Raw genomic sequence first — 17,252 nt, forward strand, 5'->3', positions numbered from 1 at the left:
GTTCAAACTTCATCCACTTGCTACCATCTTATATCATAAATCTATTTATCGTTCAGTGCCACAACACCAGGAAGTTCTTTGCCTTCCATGAACTCAAGAGATGCACCGCCGCCTGTGGAGATGTGGTCCATCTTGTCAGCCAGACCGAATTTCTCAGCTGCTGCAGCAGAATCGCCGCCACCGATAATCGTGTAAGCTTCCGTTTCCGCACAAGCTTGTGCAACTTCACGAGTACCGTTTGAGAACGGAGCGATTTCGAATACGCCCATAGGACCGTTCCACACGACAAGCTTCGAGTTTTTGATCACTTCTGCATACTTGGCACGAGTCTTAGGACCGATGTCAACGCCTTCCCAGTCTGCTGGAATGCCGTCGATGCCAACAATCTTTGTATTCGCATCTGCGCTGAACTCGTCCGTAACCACGATATCTTCCGGCAGGTAGAAGTTTTTACCCAGCTCTTTGGCTTTCTCGATGAAACCGAGCGCAACATCAAGCTTCTCTTTATCGAGCAGAGATTGACCGATTTCATGGCCTTGAGCTTTGAAGAACGTGTAAGCAAGTCCACCGCCGATGATGACATTGTCAGCAAGCGTAAGCAGATTGTCGATCACGTCGATTTTGTCTTTAACCTTCGATCCACCGATGATCGCGGTAAAAGGACGATCCGGATTCGAAAGGGCTTTGCCGAGAACGGACAGCTCTTTCTCCATCAACAATCCCGATACAGCCGGAAGATGATGAGCAATACCTTCTGTCGAAGCGTGCGCACGGTGAGCAGCACCAAACGCGTCGTTCACGAACAGATCAGCAAGCTCTGCGAACTGCTTCGCAAGTTCCGGATCATTCTTCTCTTCACCAGGGTAAAAACGAACATTTTCAAGCACGAGCACGTCGCCATTTTGCAGCTGGTTTACTTGTGCTTTTACTGCTTCCCCTACCGCTTCATCCGCTTTGGCTACCGGTTTGCCGAGCAATTCGGACAAACGTTCGCTTGCCGGAGTCAGGCGCAAAGATTCAACGACCTCTCCTTTGGGACGACCCATGTGGCTGGCCAGGATAACTTTCGCTCCTTGCTCCACCAGGTAGTTGATCGTCGGCAAAGTCTCACGAATACGAGTGTCGTCTGTAATTTTACCATCTTCGAGCGGTACATTGAAATCGACGCGGACAAACACCCGTTTGCCGCTTACTTCTACATCACGTACACTTTTCTTGTTCATCTCCACGTTCCTCCTAAGAAAACTATTCTCCTCACCGACAGCATGCAGTTGCTCCCGTTTCTCTCTCTATCGTCTCACCAGCGCCCGGATATGATCTATTCTTCCCAGTGCTCTGGCATGAAACAAGTAAAAACCATGAACCAAAGAGGAGACCCGTGAACGGAACTCCTCTTCGATTGGATGGCTAGATCAATTACAGACCTTTGCTTGCGATGTAAGCAGCGAGGTCAACGACACGGTTGGAGTAGCCCCACTCGTTGTCATACCAGGAAACGACTTTCACCATGTTGTCGCCAACTACCATAGTGGAGAGCGAATCGATAGTGGAAGAAGCCGGGTCACCATTGTAGTCGCTGGATACAAGCGGCTCATCGGAGTAGTTCAAGATGCCTTTCAGTGGGCCTTCAGAAGCTTCTTTCAGCGCACCATTCACATCTTCAAGCGTAACGTTTTGGGACAGTTCTACTACGAGGTCAGTTACAGAAACGTTCTTCGTAGGTACACGCATCGACATGCCGTTCAGCTTGCCTTTCAGGTGTGGCAGTACGAGACCAACCGCTTTAGCAGCACCTGTTGTGGATGGAATGATGTTCTCAGCAGCTGCACGAGCACGACGCAGGTCTTTGTGCGGCAGATCAAGCACTTGCTGGTCATTCGTGTAAGAGTGAATAGTATTCATCATACCTTTCACGATACCGAATTTCTCGTCAAGAACCTTAGCGAAAGGAGCCAAGCAGTTCGTTGTACAAGAAGCGTTAGAGATGATGGTGTGGTTAGCAGCATCGTATTTATCTTCGTTAACGCCCATAACGATGGTGATATCCTCGTCTGTAGCCGGAGCGGAGATGATAACTTTCTTAGCGCCGCCTTTCAAGTGAGCGGAAGCTTTGTCTTTCGCTGTGAAAATACCAGTGGATTCTACAACGATTTCTACGCCGTACTCAGCCCAAGGCAATGCTTCAGGGTTACGCTCAGCGAATACTTTCACTTCGCGGCCGTTTACCACAAGTGCGCCTTCTTTAGCTTCTACTTGTGCGTCAAGTCTGCCGTGAGTTGTGTCATATTTCAAAAGGTGTGCCAGTGTTTTCACGTCCGTCAAATCGTTGATTGCCACGATTTCAACTTCGCTGTTGTTCAGCGCAGCGCGGAACACGTTACGTCCAATACGTCCAAAACCGTTAATACCTACTTTAACCATGAGTAGTTCCCTCCATATTTGTAAAATTTATATATTCAAGATTGACCATAAGATCAATCAAGACAACAAGGTTTGTAAAAACTGTGCTGCTCTAAATTTCTGGACTCAATCAAATGGCGGCATCGATTTCCTTCTCAAGCTCCAACGCTGCCGCTTCATCCGTCACGAGGATGTCCTCATGTCCGAATTTCAGCACGGCGTGAATCGCTTTGCCCTTGCCTTGGCCTCCGGCAATGCCGATGATCGTCTCTGTTCGCATAATGTCCTCAAGCCGAAGTCCGAGGGTTAGCATCTTATGCACAACTTCGCCTTCTTCGCTGAAATAATAGCCGAATGATTCAGCAATCGCGCCATCTGCCTGCAAGTTCTGAATGGAGCCTTCATCCAGCTTGCGTCGTCTCGCCATCTCCATCGCGTCGCCGATGCCGTGTATAATGACCCGGCAGCGCCGAATTACATCCACAATCTCCTGGATATGCTGATCCTGAACAAGAGACTGATAAGCATCCTCGCTTAGCAGATCAGGCACATGGAGCAAACGGTATTCAGCCCCAACACGCTTTGCCATCTTGGAAGCAATGGTGTTCGCTTGAATCTCCATACTCTCTCCGAGGCCTCCGCGCGCAGGCACAAACCACGTGCTTCTGAGCGGTCCGCCACCAGGCAATGATGACATCTGCTCCGCCACTTCAGCGAGTGTAGAGCCGCCTGTTACGGCGATTGTATCTCCATCCTCCACAAAACTAAGCAGCGTCCTTGCGCCGGCCCGGCCAAGCTCACGTTTGACTTCCGGAGATGACTCACTGTCACCGGGAATAATGACCACTTTACGAAGCCCATAAGCCTGACGGATCTTCTCTTCCAGTTCAACCAGTCCGAACAACTCATTCATGACCGGTTCAAGTTCCTCAACCAAGCATAATCCTGCACTGCTGATTCGCATGCCAAGCGTCTCAATCTCGATCAGCCCCTGCGCTTTCAGAAGATCAGTCTCTGCCCTGAGGACACGCTCGGTCATCGAGAGTGATGAAGCCAGCGTTCTTCGGCCAACCATTCCGGACAACTTGATCTGATGAAGGATGGAATACCTTCGTTTAAGAGTGTTCATCAGATCCGGCAGAAGTTGCTCTTGTATTTCTAATAGGTTACGCATGCATTCCACTCCTGCAAACTTCGTCTCGGCTCTCCTCTATCGGGCCGTAAAATGTCCCAGTTAAACTTTTTGAGTCCCACCTTTATTCTAACCAATAATCACGCCCGTTGCAAGTGTCCGAAAGTATATTTCTCTGCCCCAGCCATTCTTATACATTATGGCCAAATGCAAGCTTGTCTATATAGTAGGAACAAAGTTTTGTCCGCTATTGTATTTTCGAAATAGATGCGGTATAATCAACTTCGTTGCTAATTTTTTAGATATCAGAAAGTATATACATCGCAGAGTGTGCTTCCTGATATCGCAAGAAAATCTACCGCTAAACGCGGTCTGTCTTCTTTGAATGTACGTCGATAGACCTTTTTATTATGCGCCCGTGGTCCAATGGATATGACGTAGGCCTCCGGAGCCTGAGATCGAGGTTCGATTCCTCGCGGGCGCGCCATTTTTACTTTTTCTATATACTGATTACCCCAAAGTGCCCATGACGGCTCTTTTTTTTACCCAATAGTTTGACTTTCTTTGACTTTTTGATTTAAATTGTTTATCATGTGGGTAATACGGTAACAGTATTTATATGAGGTACTTAAGAGGAGGTTTTCCACGTGAGTTTTATACCTATGGTCGTTGAACAAAGCAACCGCGGTGAGCGGGCGTACGACATCTATTCCAGATTGCTGAAAGACCGCATTATCTTCCTCGGCTCCGACGTAAATGACGTGGTCGCCAATTCCATCATTGCCCAAATGCTGTTCTTGTCGGCTGAGGATCCCGAGAAGGATATTCATCTTTACATCAACAGCCCAGGCGGTTCCATTACCGCAGGTATGGCGATATTCGATACGATGCAGTTCATCAAGCCGGACGTTTCGACGATCTGTGTCGGCATGGCTGCTTCCATGGGCGCATTCCTGCTGAATGCAGGCGCTAAAGGCAAACGTTATGGTCTGCCTAACAGCGAGATCATGATTCACCAGCCGCTCGGCGGCGCACAAGGTCAGGCCACGGATATCGAGATCCGTGCTCGCCGCATCCTCAAGATGCGCGACAAGCTGAACCGCATCCTGTCCGATCGTACCGGCCAACCGCTGGAACGCATTGAGAAGGATACCGATCGTGACTACTTCATGACGGCTGATGAAGCCAAGGAATATGGTCTTATCGATCAAGTACTGGAAAATACACCACCGCAGGGACTATAAAAGAATGCAAGCAAAGGGCAGGCGCCGTTATCCGGTGCCTGCCCTTTCTTATCCTCTGGATTATTCATTGAAGACTTCGAGTACTAAATCGTGAGAGTATCCCCTCCGGTCGCTGTTGAAATCGGGAAACATGAATGAACAGATAAGGAGGTTTCCCGATTTCAAAGGCGAACGCGATGCTCCTCCGAGGATACTCTCACTTCGGTACGACTCTTTTCAATAAGACATAAAGAAGGTAAGAGCATCCCCCTCCTAAAAGACCTGCCTTAACTTGTGGGGAGGGGAATAGAGGAAAACCTATGTAGGGTATCTTGCAAGGGTAATTGGTTGCGCACAGCCTAATGTGCTCCCCTCACTCTCTGCGTCCATAAACGGGTGGCATCCGATATCGCATAGGGCGACTTATGGCATTTTCCCCCGGACCATGCACCGTGCTCACAGGGAGCAGTGCGCACGGTGTACAAACCATATAAGTCACCATCGAGGCAAGCCTCTCGATAAACACAAAAATCCCCTGAGCATAAGGAGCGGGAGGATGCTCCACGCCCGTTATCAAGGGATTTTTCGCAACTAGTTCCAGCACAGTGTTAAATCAGGACAACATCATGTATCTAAACAAGCTATAGTATTAAAAATGATTTCAGCTAATACAAACTGATTGATCGAGTCTTACTTCCATTCCTTCAGCTTGAACTCAAACTCAGGGAATCCATAGGCATACGCCGTGTACTCATAAAGCTGGAAGTACAGTACCGCCGCGTTATCCTTCACATAGAAGTCGGCATCGGCAGGCACTCCCTCAAAACCGCCGAGATAACCTCCCTCTTTCTTCAGCTTGCTCAGCACAAGGTTGTTCATCTTCTGCTTGTTCTTGCCCTGCATGTTGATGAAATCGCCCAGCTTCATTTGCTTGCCGTCCTTCAGTGAGAAGGTGAAGCTCTTGCGGAAGGTCATGCCATGAGCACCGCCCGTGTACGAATAATCGTACGCCGTAATGCTCAGGATGCCATCCTGATTGTAATGAACTACATAATCACCGCTGAATTCATACGGAAAATCTGTTCCCGATGGCGGGAGTGTGCCCACATTTCCTTCAGCGCCCGTGATGACGCCGGATGCATTTTCTTTTAGCACTTTGTTGATCTCTGCCTGCACCTCAGTATTACCGAGGCCACTGATAACCGGATAATTCACAACGGCATCAACGCCTTGAATTTTCTTTTTCAGCGCAGTCGATTTGATTGTAATGTCGTTTTGCTTTTTCTGCGTCATGCTGAGTGTTTTCAAGGAAGGATTCCACTGTCCCTGAACTCCCATATATTCGCTGATCGTTTTGAACGGCATATACAGACGACCGTTGATAATCTGTCCGCCTGGCTCACCAGCATAAGCTCCGTTCACCAAAATACCGATTTCACTCGCATCATATACGACGGCGCTCAACTTGTTATATCCGTTACCCAGCGTGTAGGTCCGATTCTTCGCATCATATTTAAGAGGCATTCCCAGACCATCCCGTAAAGCGGTTGCCGGAACATAGGTTACCCCATGCAGCACGATGCCCTTCTGTGATAAGGTTTTGCCATTCCATTTCAATACAACTTCATTCTTCGACGATTTTTGACTGGCGGAAACGGATGCCTTAGAGGTGCTTGCATCGATCACCTGTCCACTCAAACCAAGACTGCCAAGCAGGACACTAGTTGCAATTAAGGATGCACATACACGAAATTTAGGATTCATATTAGAATTCCACCTTTGTTAAAATAAGTTTCCGTTAGTTGTTACTCTATTACCCTCATTCATTATAAGGAAAGCTTTCAATCTATTGGTAACAAAGTCAATGACAATTTTGACTCCATGCTAAAGGACCTATATATTCTTGCTTATCTTTGAGTATGGGCCTCGTTATACTAATGAACACAAAACAATGATGTCATGCGCCCAACATGAACATTTCACGGACCCGGACAACGTAAACCAATGGAATGATAAGCAATACCCCCAAGTGCTCCTTCAATGTTTATCAACAGTAAGCGCAAGGGGCTTTTTCTGGAAAACATCCAGTCACAACCACTGCAAATATATAGCTAAAAGCAGCAAGCAGCCAGAGAATTCATGCTGTCTTTATCCCGACTTGTTTAAACCCTTCAGAATCCATATCAAAATGGCATATTTCCACTCTTTATATATAACAATGAAAAGACCCCGTAAGTTATGGGAAAATTCGTATAAGCGATCTTCTACACCAATTTATAGGTCTTAAGATTCAATTTCTATAACATAAAAAAACCTGCCCCCTTGAGGGACAGGCTTTCTATATTACAGTTATATGAAGAAATATATATTTCTTATCGACCGCTCTTCAGCTCGGTCCACAAACGATCGTAGATGGACAGGGAATCGCCGACATTGTCGAGCCATTCGGTACGACGCAGCTCGTCTTCCGTCAGGTTGATCATGGTATTGGCGCGATATTCCTCGCTATGGAATTCCATCGCTTTGGTGTTCGGATTGCTGTATCCGATAAATTCATAGTTCTTGGCGCTGACTTCCGGCTCCAGCATGAAGTTAATGAATTTCTCGGCGAGCTCCTTATTCTTCGCACCTTTAGGAATCGCGTAGTTGTCCGAGAAGATGGTCGCTCCTTCTTCAGGCACAACATATGCCACATCCGGGTTCTCCGCCGCGATAAACGCCGCGTCTCCGGACCAAACCGTAGCAATCCATCCTTCTTCCTGAATCATCTTCTGCTTGATATTATCCGTATCAAATGCAAGCACGTTAGGCAGCAGCGTCTTCAGCTCATCGGATGCAACTGTGATCTCCGCTTCATCCTTACTACTGTTGGATTTCCCCTGCTTCTTAAGTGCCATGCCAATCATCTCGCGGTTGTCATCCAGAAGCAGGACTTTGCCCTTGTATTCCGGGTTCCAGAGATCTCCCCAGCTTTTGATCTCGTCTTTCACGTACTTCTTGTTATATGCAATTCCCGTTACACCGGACGTGTAAACGATCGAATATTTGTTGCCCGGGTCATAAGAAGGATCTTTAAACGTATCCGTAATATTGACGAAGTTCGGGATATTATTCATCTCAAGCGGCTCAAGCAGCTCCGATTCAATCATGGTTTTCACCATATAATCGGACGGCTGAATGAGATCATAACCACTGCCGCCAGCTTTGATCTTAGCCAGCAGATCTTCGTTGTTTGCATAATTGTCATAGGTTACCTTCACGTCAAACTTCTCTTCGAAGTCCTTCAGCACCTCAGGGTCGAAGTTGTCAGCCCAACTGTAAATATGAAGAGTTTCCTTATCCGAGCCGCAAGCAGCCAGGAGTCCTACAGACAATACTGCAACCATACCTGCCATCAGCAGGCGGGTCCATCTTGATTTGTTCAATTCAATATCTCCTCTCTTTCCACTTCCATATTCTATTCGAAAAAAGCGTTCATATCGCTTAGATCGGCAATGTTTTGTGCTTCTTCTGACCGTTGCCGCGGTTGAGAATGTATTGGGCTAACAGGATCAGCGTAATGCTCACCAGAATGAGCAGCGTACACAGCGCGTTGATCTCAGGCGAGATGCCTCGTTTCACCTGCGCGTAAATATAGATCGGCAGCGTCGTTGAGCTTGGACCAGCGACAAAAAAGCTGACCATGAAATCATCCAATGACAGGGTAAAAGCAATCAAAGCGCCGGAGATAATGCCCGGTGCAATCTGCGGCAGCGTTACATGCCGGAACGTTTGCCAAGGCGTGGCTCCCAAATCCTGAGCCGCCTCATCCAACTGCTTGCCCATGCCGGACAGTCTGGCCGTAACCACGACGTAGACATAGGACAGGCTGAACGTGATGTGAGCAATAATTACCGTGGTTTTGCCAAGCGGCATGTTCAATTGGCTGAACAACACGAGCAGTGATAACCCCATAATTATATCCGGGATAATGACGGGCAGATATAACAGCCCGTTCATGCCGCTGCGTCCTTTGCGGCCCATATTTCGGAGCGAGAGTGCCGCTGCGGTTCCCAGCAGGGTGGATACAACCGTAGAGATGACGGCCACCGTCAAGCTGTTCATCAGGGCTTCCATCACATGCCGGTTCTCGAACAGCGATACATACCAATCCAACGTAAATCCTTCCCAGTTTCCGCTCAGCCGCGTATCGTTGAAGGAATAGATAATGATCATAATGATGGGTACATAGATGAAAGCCATCATAAGGAAAGAGTGAATCCCGAGCAGCGGATGATTCTTCTTCTTCACTTATCTCCCCTCCCCTACACGTTGATGGCGGGCTTGCATGGCCCGGTTAAAGAGCAGGATCAGCACCAGGGACGTGGCGACAAAAATCACCGACAACGCCGCTCCAAACGGCCAGTTCCTTGCACCCAGGAACTGTGACTGAATAATATTACTGATCATGGAGGACTTCGCGCCTCCCAATATATCCGTAACTACAAACATCCCGGAGGTCGAGACATACACCAGAACCGCACCCGTCATAATGCCGGATTTGCTCTGCGGCAGCGTAATGTGCCGAAACGCCTTCCACCTCGATGCACCCAGATCGCTGGCCGCATCCAAGAGACGCTTGTCCATCTGCTCCAGCGCTACATAAATCGGCAGCACCATGAAGGGAATAAAGTTATACACCATGCCAAGCAATACGGCACCATACGTATATAACATCTGAATAGGCTCATCAATCCACCCCACCCATAACAGCAGGCTGTTCACCACGCCTTGCGTTCGCAAGAGCAGAACCCAGGCATACGTGCGAATCAGAAAGTTGATCCAGAACGGAACGGTGATCAGAATCAATCCCCATGTCTGGATACGCGGGGAAGCGTTGGCTATATAATAGGCCAAAGGATAGCTGACTAACAAGCAGATCACCGTAGTCAGCAGCGACAGTACCAGGGTATCCCAGTAGATTCCTAAATATAAGGGATCAAAAAAGGTCTTGTATCCTTCCAGACTGAAGGAAAACACGATATTACCGAGCGAATCCCGCGACAGAAACGAGATGCCGACCACGATCAGCATCGGGACGATCAGGAACAGGGATAACCACAACAGCACCGGCGTCAGCAGGAACCTTGATTTCCTCATGGCCCGATGATCACCTCATCCTTCGTGCTCCAGTTCACCCCGACCCGCTCACCAACCTCCCAAGGACGATCATCCGAAATATCCAGGGCAATCGTTACCTTCATCGGCTCATTGTCAAGCTGGACCAGCAGCTTATGCACACTGCCGAGGTACTGCACATCCTCAATCACGCCGCTCTTCTTCGCACCCGACTCCCTCTGCGGAACCAGTTTCTCCGGCCGCACGGCAAAGAGGCCTTCCGGTGATGAGAAGAGATTATTCTCCCCAACAAAAGTGGCAGCAAACAGCGTTTGCGGCCTCGCGTAGATCTCGCGCGGCGTGCCGATTTGCTCTACCCGTCCATGATTCATAATCACGATCCGGTCGGACAGCATCATGGCTTCCTCCTGATCGTGCGTTACATATACAAACGTAATGCCCAGCGTCCGCTGCAAATGCTTCAGCTCGGATTGCAGGTTTTTGCGCAGCTGCAGGTCCAGTGCACCCAGCGGTTCATCGAGCAGCAGCACCTTCGGTTTGTTGGCGATGGCACGTGCGATAGCTACCCGCTGCTGTTGTCCTCCGGACAGCTGATGCGGGAAACGTTCCCGCAGTGGGGTTAGCTGTGTCATCGTCACGGCCTCGTCCACACGTTCCTTGATGAGCTGACGCGGCATTTTTTTCATTTTTAATCCAAAAGCAATGTTATCTTCTACGGTCATATGCGGAAACAGAGCATAGTGTTGGAATACAAGATTTAAATCCCGCTTGTTCGCAGGCACATCCGTCACATTCTGACCCGCCAGCAATACCTGTCCTTCGGTAGGCTGTTCGAATCCTGCTATCATTCGGAGAATCGTCGTTTTGCCGCAGCCGCTGGGGCCCAGCAAAGTCAGGAATTCCCCTTCTTTAATGGAGAGCGACAGCGGATGCACGACCGCTTGTCCCTGAAAATGCTTCTCGATCTGGACAAGTTCAATCACATGCATCAACCCCTTCTTCAAAATGTGACCTATTCCATGTGTACCAGTGTACCAATCCTACTTGCTAGTATGCACAAAAACGTGCTCCACTAAGAAGAAACGGTTATACTGCCTATCTTGCTCAGGTGGGCAGGATCCGTTTCTTAGGGGAAGCTCTAGAAGTCTCTACTAAGAGAAAAAAGCCATATCCATGGGTATGGCTTTACGCTTTAGAACAAAGTTCAGTTTTTCGCATATTCACTATACCTCGTTTTCCCCCTATACACAACACTTTTCTGTGTATTTCGACAGGGGAAGGTACGGATATGGCACCGTATTATGGTATTTCAGTTTTCAGAGTGAATGCATCAGAAAAGTCAAAGAAAACCGTTCACCCGGTAATGACCCGGATGAACGGTTCTCTGCACGCTTAGTGAAAAGACATTGACTATTTCAGCTCATATTGAACATACAGCTGTGTCGAGATTTTGATCTCGCCCGGCTTCACGGATGTGCTGGCGCCTGCGTCCGCTGCATTGGATTGAGCCGCCATCTCCATTTTTTCGAGGCCATAGATGTTATTTACGCCAACGGAGCCTTCCACAATGTTAAGCACGACACCCAGTTGACGCTTGGAGGCTTTCGCCATAGCTTGAGCCTTAAGGTCTGCATTTGCCATGGCTTTATCAATCACCTGCGCTTCGAATGCATCGCGGTTCTCAACAGAGAAACGGGCGTTGCCAATGGAGTTCGCCCCCGCATCAGCGGATGCATCCAGCAGGTCTCCAACTTTGCTCAAATCGCGAAGGGTAACTTCCAGGGAATGGTACGCTGTGTAGTTTTTCACTTTACGGCCATTCTCATCGGAATACGTATAGTTGGGCTGTACGTAGAATTGTTCGGTTTTAATATCCTTGTCATCGATTTTCCATGTTTCCTTCAACAGCTTGGTCACTTTATCCATTTTCAGCGCGTTGCTCTTCTGTGCGGATTTTGCGGTTTCCGCATACGATTCAGCCCCGATGGAAAGATATACGATATCTGGCTTCACCGAGATTTCGCCTTTACCGAGTACGGTGAGAAGATTTTGCTGTGCTGCCTCCGCCGCATGCACCTCGGTTGCCCCGCTCAATCCTGCCAAAGCCGTACTGCCTGTCAACAGTGCGCCTGCAATCATAATGGAACCTACTTGTTTGACCCATCTTTTCATTATTGTCAGCCTCCTTCAATATTGGCATCGCTGCCATGCTTGACTTACCCTTCTAACGTGGCGGGATTGGTAAATGTTGCATCCGATGTGAACGGTTTAGCGATTTTTCCTCAATTTATTTTTCGGGACCCCATGTGATGGTATTTCTAGGCATGATTGGTTCATTGGGAAAATAAGATACCGAATAAAGCAGGAAGCAGCTGTTAACAAGGAAGCAACAATGGGTAACTAACTTACGACGGTGTTTAAAAAGAGGAGGTCACTATGAAATCATCCCGGGTGTTATACGCGTTCATGTCACTGCTGCTCCTTATGGCAGTTGGCATGCCATATGGGACGGCAAGCGCTGCGGCAGAGCCTGCCTCCGGCAAAACCTATCAGATCGGAACGGACGTTACGTTTGCTCCGTTTGAATTCCAGGATGCCAGCGGCAATTTTGTCGGTATCGATATGGATCTGCTCGATGCTATCGCCAAAGATCAAAACTTCAAATACGAAATCAAGCCGCTCGGCTTCAATGCTGCGGTTCAAGCGCTGGAAGCCAATCAGGTAGACGGCGTCATCGCGGGCATGAGCATCACGGATGAGCGGAAGCAGAAGTTTGACTTCTCGGATCCTTATTTTAACTCGGGCGTGGTCATGGCTATTCGTCAGGATCAGGAGTCCATCAAGGGATATGAGGATTTAAGAGGAAAAAAGGTCGCGGTCAAAACCGGTACGGAGGGATACAGCTTCGCGGAATCCATATCCTCCAAATACGGTTTCACCATTGTGCCTTTTGACGATTCGGCTCAAATGTATGACGACGTCAAAACCGGCAATTCCGTTGCCTGCTTTGACGACTTTCCGGTATTGGCCTATGGCGTTAAACAGAACAACGGGCTAAAAATCGTTACGGATATGGAGCCCGGTGCATCCTATGGATTTGCCGTCAGCAAGGGGAAGAATCAGGAGCTGCTGGAGAAATTCAACGCCGGCTTGGTCAATCTGCAGGCAAACGGAGAATATAATCGCATCAAGGAAAAATATATTGGCGAAAACGCTGTAGGCCCGGCAGATCAAAGCCGCTGGGGACTGATTGTGGAGTCGCTGCCTTCCTTGTTGAAGGGCCTCGGCAATACACTGCTGCTGACATTTGCGTCCCTGTTTTTTGCATTTTTCCTAGGCTTGATATTCGGTTTCATGAAGGTCGGACGTAATAAGTGGCTTCGAGGTCTTGCCACCGTATTCGTGGACATCTTCCGCGGCATTCCCTTGCTTGTCCTTGCCTTCTTCATCTACTTTGGTATTCCTCAAGCATTCGGTTTTACCATGTCGCCTATTGTGGCAGCCGTTCTGACCCTAAGCCTTAATGCTGGAGCCTATGTAACGGAGATCATCCGCGGCGGCATCCAGTCCATCGACCGCGGGCAGATGGAAGCAGCCCGTTCGCTCGGTTTGCCATACCGCAAGGCTATGATGAAAATCATTATTCCGCAGGCAATCAAAATCATGATTCCGACCTTTATCAACCAATTGGTGATCACGCTCAAGGATACATCCATCCTGTCGGTTATCGGCCTGGTCGAGCTGACCCAGTCCGGGAAGATCATTATTGCAAGAACTTTTGCATCGTTTGACATCTGGCTGGTCGTTGCGATCATGTACTTGATCGTCATCACGATTTTGACCAAAATCTCGGACCGTCTGGAAAGGAAGGTACGTCATGGATAAGATTCGCGTTGAAGGATTGAAGAAGAATTTTGGTACCAATGAGGTACTGAAGGGCATCGACATGCAGGTTCAGGAAGGCGAGGTTGTCTGTGTCATCGGACCTTCCGGTTCCGGCAAGAGCACGTTCCTGCGCTGCATTAACCGGCTGGATGACATTACAGCAGGCAGGGTGTTCGTGCATGACCGGGATATCAATGACCCTAAAACGAACATCAACAAGGCGCGGGAGAACATCGGCATGGTGTTCCAGCATTTTAATCTGTTTCCGCATTTTAACGTGCTGAAGAACATTACCTTTGCCCCGGTGGAGCTGGGTAAACAGAACTCGGTCGAGGCGCGTGCCACGGCACTCAAGCTGCTGGAGCAGGTCGGCCTCTCGGATAAAGCCGAGGCATTCCCTAACCAGTTATCAGGCGGTCAGAAGCAGCGCGTAGCGATCGCCCGGGCGCTGGCGATGAGCCCGGACATCATGCTGTTTGACGAGCCGACATCGGCGCTGGACCCGGAGATGGTCGGCGAAGTGCTCGGCGTCATGAAGGATCTGGCACGCGAGGGCATGACGATGATAATTGTCACGCATGAGATGGGCTTCGCACGCGAGGTGGCCGATCGCGTGATCTTCATGGACGGCGGTTATATCGTCGAGGAAGGCCCGCCGGAAGAGGTGTTCGGCAGACCGAAGCATGAGCGTACGATCAGCTTTTTGGAGAAGGTGTTGTAATGATGGGGCAGGGGCTGTAAGCACAGGCTAGGGGCGTATGCACAGGCTAGGGGCGTATGCACAAGGGCTTGGGGCGTATGCACAGGCTAGGGGCGTATGCACAAGGGCTAGGGGCGTATGCACAAGGCTAGGTGCGTAAGCACAAGGGCTGGTGGCGTAAGCGCAAGGGCTGGGGGCGTATGCACAAGGGCTGGGGGCGTATGCACAAGGGCTGGGGCTGGGGGCTTACACATACGGCCAACTTATCTTTAGAATCGCTGTTACCGTGCGGTTACTTCCCCATTGCAAGTAACCTTATGACCATGCAGCCTTCATTGTGCAGCTGCCCATCATCGAACTACCAGAAATAGCATCTAATGATGACATCTGGATAAAATTTGGTACTCTAAAGCATGGGCAATCAAGGCATTACTGCAACCCGAAAAACTAACGGACCCAGCGGACCTTATTGGCGGAAAAACGGGGTTTTTAGGAAACTAAGGGACCCAGGATCCTTTATTCCCCAAAAAGGCTTCATTTTCCTGATAAATTCCTATGATAACGTCTCTGGAGTCCGTTAATTCTAAATATGGAGCTGAATTCGACCAATAAGATCATTAGGGTCCGTTAGCATGGGATACACAGGATGTATTGCATCATTTGCAATTATTACTTGCACCACTGTGCTACTTACAATAATTTCCCGACTTACTTCACTTGCACAACTTAGTTATTCGCAACATTACATCGCTGCCCAAATCATCATCACTTACACTTACACCACTTACATCACGTTAGTGTGCGTGATGATGAAGTGGGCAATATGTAAGTGATGAAAGTGATACCAGCACCACTTACCTCCACGTACATTACCTTATGCCACTCTCACCCTCCTACAATTGCACAGTGCTCTCACTGCTATCACCAGCTTTGGTGTTACTTGTACCTCTTTACTATTCTTGCAACATATTCAACCCTTCATATCCAATCTTCATTTCCAATCCTCATTCCCAATCTTCACGCACGACCACTACTTTGTATCCAAAGATCGCTTATAAGGCACCTTCACGGTAAATGTAGATCCCTTCCCAAGCTCGGATTGAACAGCGATCCGCCCTTGATGGATATCGACGATCCGCTTCACGATCGATAATCCCAGACCGCTGCCGCCAGCAGCGCGATTACGCGATTTGTCCGCTTTGTAGAAGCGTTCGAAGATGTGCAGCTGATCGGACTCCGTCATCCCGACCCCCGTGTCCGTGATTGTGACCTCGGCTTCGTCTTGATCTGCCTTCAGCACAATCGTGATTATGCCATCTTCCGGCGTGAATTTGATGCTGTTGTGCAGCAAATTGGTCCACACCTGATTCAGCAGATCCTCCGTCGCCTCGATCTGGACCTCGGCGAGGTCCAGATCCACCTGAATCCGCTTTGCCAGCCATTGCGGTTCGTTGGCCAACACCACTTCACGCAGTTGGCCGTCAAGACGGTAACGTGCCCTTTCGAATACAGGCTGATCGCCCTCCAAGGACGACAGCTTCAGCAGATTATCGCTCAGCTGCGACAAGCGGCGGCTCTCCCCTTCGATGATCTCCAGGTAACGAGCCCTCTTTTCCTCCGTAAGGCGGGGATTGCGAAGCGCTCGGGCAAACCCCCGAATCGAGGTGAGCGGGGATTGGATTTCGTGGGATACATTGGAGATGAAATCCTGACGCATACTTTCCATTCGCCCCAGCTCCCCCGCCATATCGTTAATGCTGCTGGCAATCATCTTAAACTCCCCGCGCCACTTCTGATCGTCCATCTTCACGTTGAAATCCCCTTGAGATATCCGGCGCATGGCATCTGTGATGGCAGTCAGCATGGCAATCTGCCTGTGCTTGAAGAACATGCCCACGATCAGCATGCACAGAAAGAAAATGATAACACCCACAAACAGGTCGAGCAGATGGACAACATAATCCCACTTCGGGGTTCCCGTCCAGTTATATACGAACCTTGTTACATAGGTTGCTGCCGTCCATGAGGCACCCAGGACCGCGAAGATCGAAATGGTCTGAAGGATTTCCCGCACGATTTTCAACAAAATTTTGAGGATTTTTTTCATCAGCCCTCACCTACCTCCAGGCGATAGCCAAGGCCGCGCACCGTACGAATCCTGAACCGGTACTTCTCCTCCGGGAACCGCTCCCGCAGCCGGTTCACGTGTACGTCCAGCGTCCGTTCGTTCCCCTCAAAATCATAGCCCCATATATCCTCAATCAGCCGGTCCCGTGTCAACGTGCTCCCCGGATAGCTTCCCAGCTTGAAGAGCAGCTCGAACTCCTTCAGCGGCAGGGCGAAGATGTCATCAGCCGTCTTGACTTCATAGGTTCTGCGATTCATCTGCAGCTTCCCGACGTTCACCGTCTGGGAGGCCGCGACCTGATACCGCTTCAGCAGCGCTTTGACGCGCACAACCAGCTCGGCTGGTTCGAAAGGCTTCACCAGGTAATCGTCGGTCCCCAGCTCAAAGCCCTTCACGATCTGCCTCGTTTCCCCCTTTGCCGTCAGCATCAGCACCGGGATTCCCGTATTCCTCCGAATCTCCCGGCATAACTCCCATCCATCCATATTCGGCATCATGATGTCCATCACGACCAGATCGACTGATGCCTGATCCATCACGGACAGGGCTTCGACCCCGTCCGAGGCTTCGAGTATCTCCTCCATCCCCGCTTCCTCCAAAAACACCTTCACGAGTTCGCGGATGTTCGGATCATCGTCCACTACCAATATTTTTGCCATGGTCATC

General features: G+C 49.4%; 14 protein-coding genes and 1 tRNA gene. 4 read left to right on the plus strand and 11 right to left on the minus strand.

What is annotated here, in order from left to right; all coding sequences use genetic code 11:
• Nucleotides 1-41: 41 nt before the first annotated feature.
• The 3 genes from pgk to B9D94_RS27410 all read right to left on the minus strand — a co-directional run bounded on the left by pgk (nt 42) and on the right by B9D94_RS27410 (nt 3,574).
• The gene (pgk, locus tag B9D94_RS27400; RefSeq protein ID WP_006207584.1) at nt 42-1,223 is read right to left on the minus strand and encodes a phosphoglycerate kinase; all 1,182 of its coding nucleotides are present in this window, start codon (nt 1,221-1,223) and stop codon (nt 42-44) included.
• A 193-nt stretch (nt 1,224-1,416) separates the two neighbouring features.
• Nucleotides 1,417-2,421, minus strand: coding sequence for a type I glyceraldehyde-3-phosphate dehydrogenase (gap, locus tag B9D94_RS27405; RefSeq protein ID WP_006207583.1), 1,005 nt, complete (start codon nt 2,419-2,421; stop codon nt 1,417-1,419).
• A 109-nt stretch (nt 2,422-2,530) separates the two neighbouring features.
• Nucleotides 2,531-3,574 carry a sugar-binding transcriptional regulator gene (locus B9D94_RS27410; protein ID WP_006207582.1) on the minus strand — a complete coding sequence of 348 codons (1,044 nt, stop codon included), beginning with the start codon at nt 3,572-3,574 and terminating at the stop codon, nt 2,531-2,533.
• 370 nt (nt 3,575-3,944) lie between these two features.
• On the opposite strand from B9D94_RS27410, the gene B9D94_RS27415 reads away from it, so the two are divergent.
• Nucleotides 3,945-4,019: transfer RNA gene (locus B9D94_RS27415), tRNA-Arg, on the plus strand.
• 160 nt (nt 4,020-4,179) lie between these two features.
• Nucleotides 4,180-4,776 (plus strand): ATP-dependent Clp endopeptidase proteolytic subunit ClpP, encoded by a 597-nt coding sequence (clpP, locus tag B9D94_RS27420; RefSeq protein WP_006207581.1) that lies wholly within the window; start codon nt 4,180-4,182, stop codon nt 4,774-4,776.
• 669 nt (nt 4,777-5,445) lie between these two features.
• Here the strand turns inward: clpP and B9D94_RS27425 are convergent.
• The 6 genes from B9D94_RS27425 to B9D94_RS27450 form a co-directional block, all read right to left on the minus strand.
• On the minus strand, nt 5,446-6,519 hold the full coding sequence (locus B9D94_RS27425; RefSeq protein ID WP_148248472.1) for a PdaC/SigV domain-containing protein: 1,074 nt from the start codon (nt 6,517-6,519) through the stop codon (nt 5,446-5,448).
• Between the two features lie 608 nt (nt 6,520-7,127).
• Complete coding sequence (locus B9D94_RS27430; protein ID WP_148248473.1) at nt 7,128-8,180, minus strand: ABC transporter substrate-binding protein; 1,053 nt, start codon at nt 8,178-8,180, stop codon at nt 7,128-7,130.
• Between the two features lie 58 nt (nt 8,181-8,238).
• Nucleotides 8,239-9,045: an ABC transporter permease gene (locus tag B9D94_RS27435; RefSeq protein ID WP_036644275.1), complete on the minus strand. Its 807-nt coding sequence runs from the start codon at nt 9,043-9,045 to the stop codon at nt 8,239-8,241.
• The gene (locus tag B9D94_RS27440; protein ID WP_036644271.1) at nt 9,046-9,894 is read right to left on the minus strand and encodes an ABC transporter permease; all 849 of its coding nucleotides are present in this window, start codon (nt 9,892-9,894) and stop codon (nt 9,046-9,048) included.
• The gene (locus B9D94_RS27445; RefSeq protein WP_148248873.1) at nt 9,891-10,862 is read right to left on the minus strand and encodes an ABC transporter ATP-binding protein; all 972 of its coding nucleotides are present in this window, start codon (nt 10,860-10,862) and stop codon (nt 9,891-9,893) included. The genes B9D94_RS27440 and B9D94_RS27445 overlap by 4 nt, the downstream gene beginning before the upstream one ends.
• Nucleotides 10,863-11,283: 421 nt before the next feature.
• Nucleotides 11,284-12,045, minus strand: coding sequence for an SIMPL domain-containing protein (locus B9D94_RS27450; RefSeq protein ID WP_006207574.1), 762 nt, complete (start codon nt 12,043-12,045; stop codon nt 11,284-11,286).
• Between the two features lie 324 nt (nt 12,046-12,369).
• On the opposite strand from B9D94_RS27450, the gene B9D94_RS27455 reads away from it, so the two are divergent.
• Nucleotides 12,370-13,758 carry an amino acid ABC transporter substrate-binding protein/permease gene (locus tag B9D94_RS27455; RefSeq protein WP_228029913.1) on the plus strand — a complete coding sequence of 463 codons (1,389 nt, stop codon included), beginning with the start codon at nt 12,370-12,372 and terminating at the stop codon, nt 13,756-13,758.
• Nucleotides 13,751-14,479, plus strand: coding sequence for an amino acid ABC transporter ATP-binding protein (locus tag B9D94_RS27460; RefSeq protein ID WP_148248475.1), 729 nt, complete (start codon nt 13,751-13,753; stop codon nt 14,477-14,479). The genes B9D94_RS27455 and B9D94_RS27460 overlap by 8 nt, the downstream gene beginning before the upstream one ends.
• Nucleotides 14,480-15,488: 1,009 nt before the next feature.
• Here the strand turns inward: B9D94_RS27460 and B9D94_RS27465 are convergent.
• Together B9D94_RS27465 and B9D94_RS27470 are read right to left on the minus strand one after the other, a co-directional pair.
• On the minus strand, nt 15,489-16,565 hold the full coding sequence (locus B9D94_RS27465; RefSeq protein ID WP_148248476.1) for a HAMP domain-containing sensor histidine kinase: 1,077 nt from the start codon (nt 16,563-16,565) through the stop codon (nt 15,489-15,491).
• Nucleotides 16,565-17,245, minus strand: coding sequence for a response regulator transcription factor (locus tag B9D94_RS27470; protein ID WP_006207571.1), 681 nt, complete (start codon nt 17,243-17,245; stop codon nt 16,565-16,567). The genes B9D94_RS27465 and B9D94_RS27470 overlap by 1 nt, the downstream gene beginning before the upstream one ends.
• Between the last annotated feature and the right edge of the window lie 7 nt (nt 17,246-17,252).

Origin of the sequence: Paenibacillus sp. Cedars, from assembly GCF_003184205.1 — a bacterium.
Taxonomy (GTDB): domain Bacteria; phylum Bacillota; class Bacilli; order Paenibacillales; family Paenibacillaceae; genus Paenibacillus_AQ; species Paenibacillus_AQ glucanolyticus.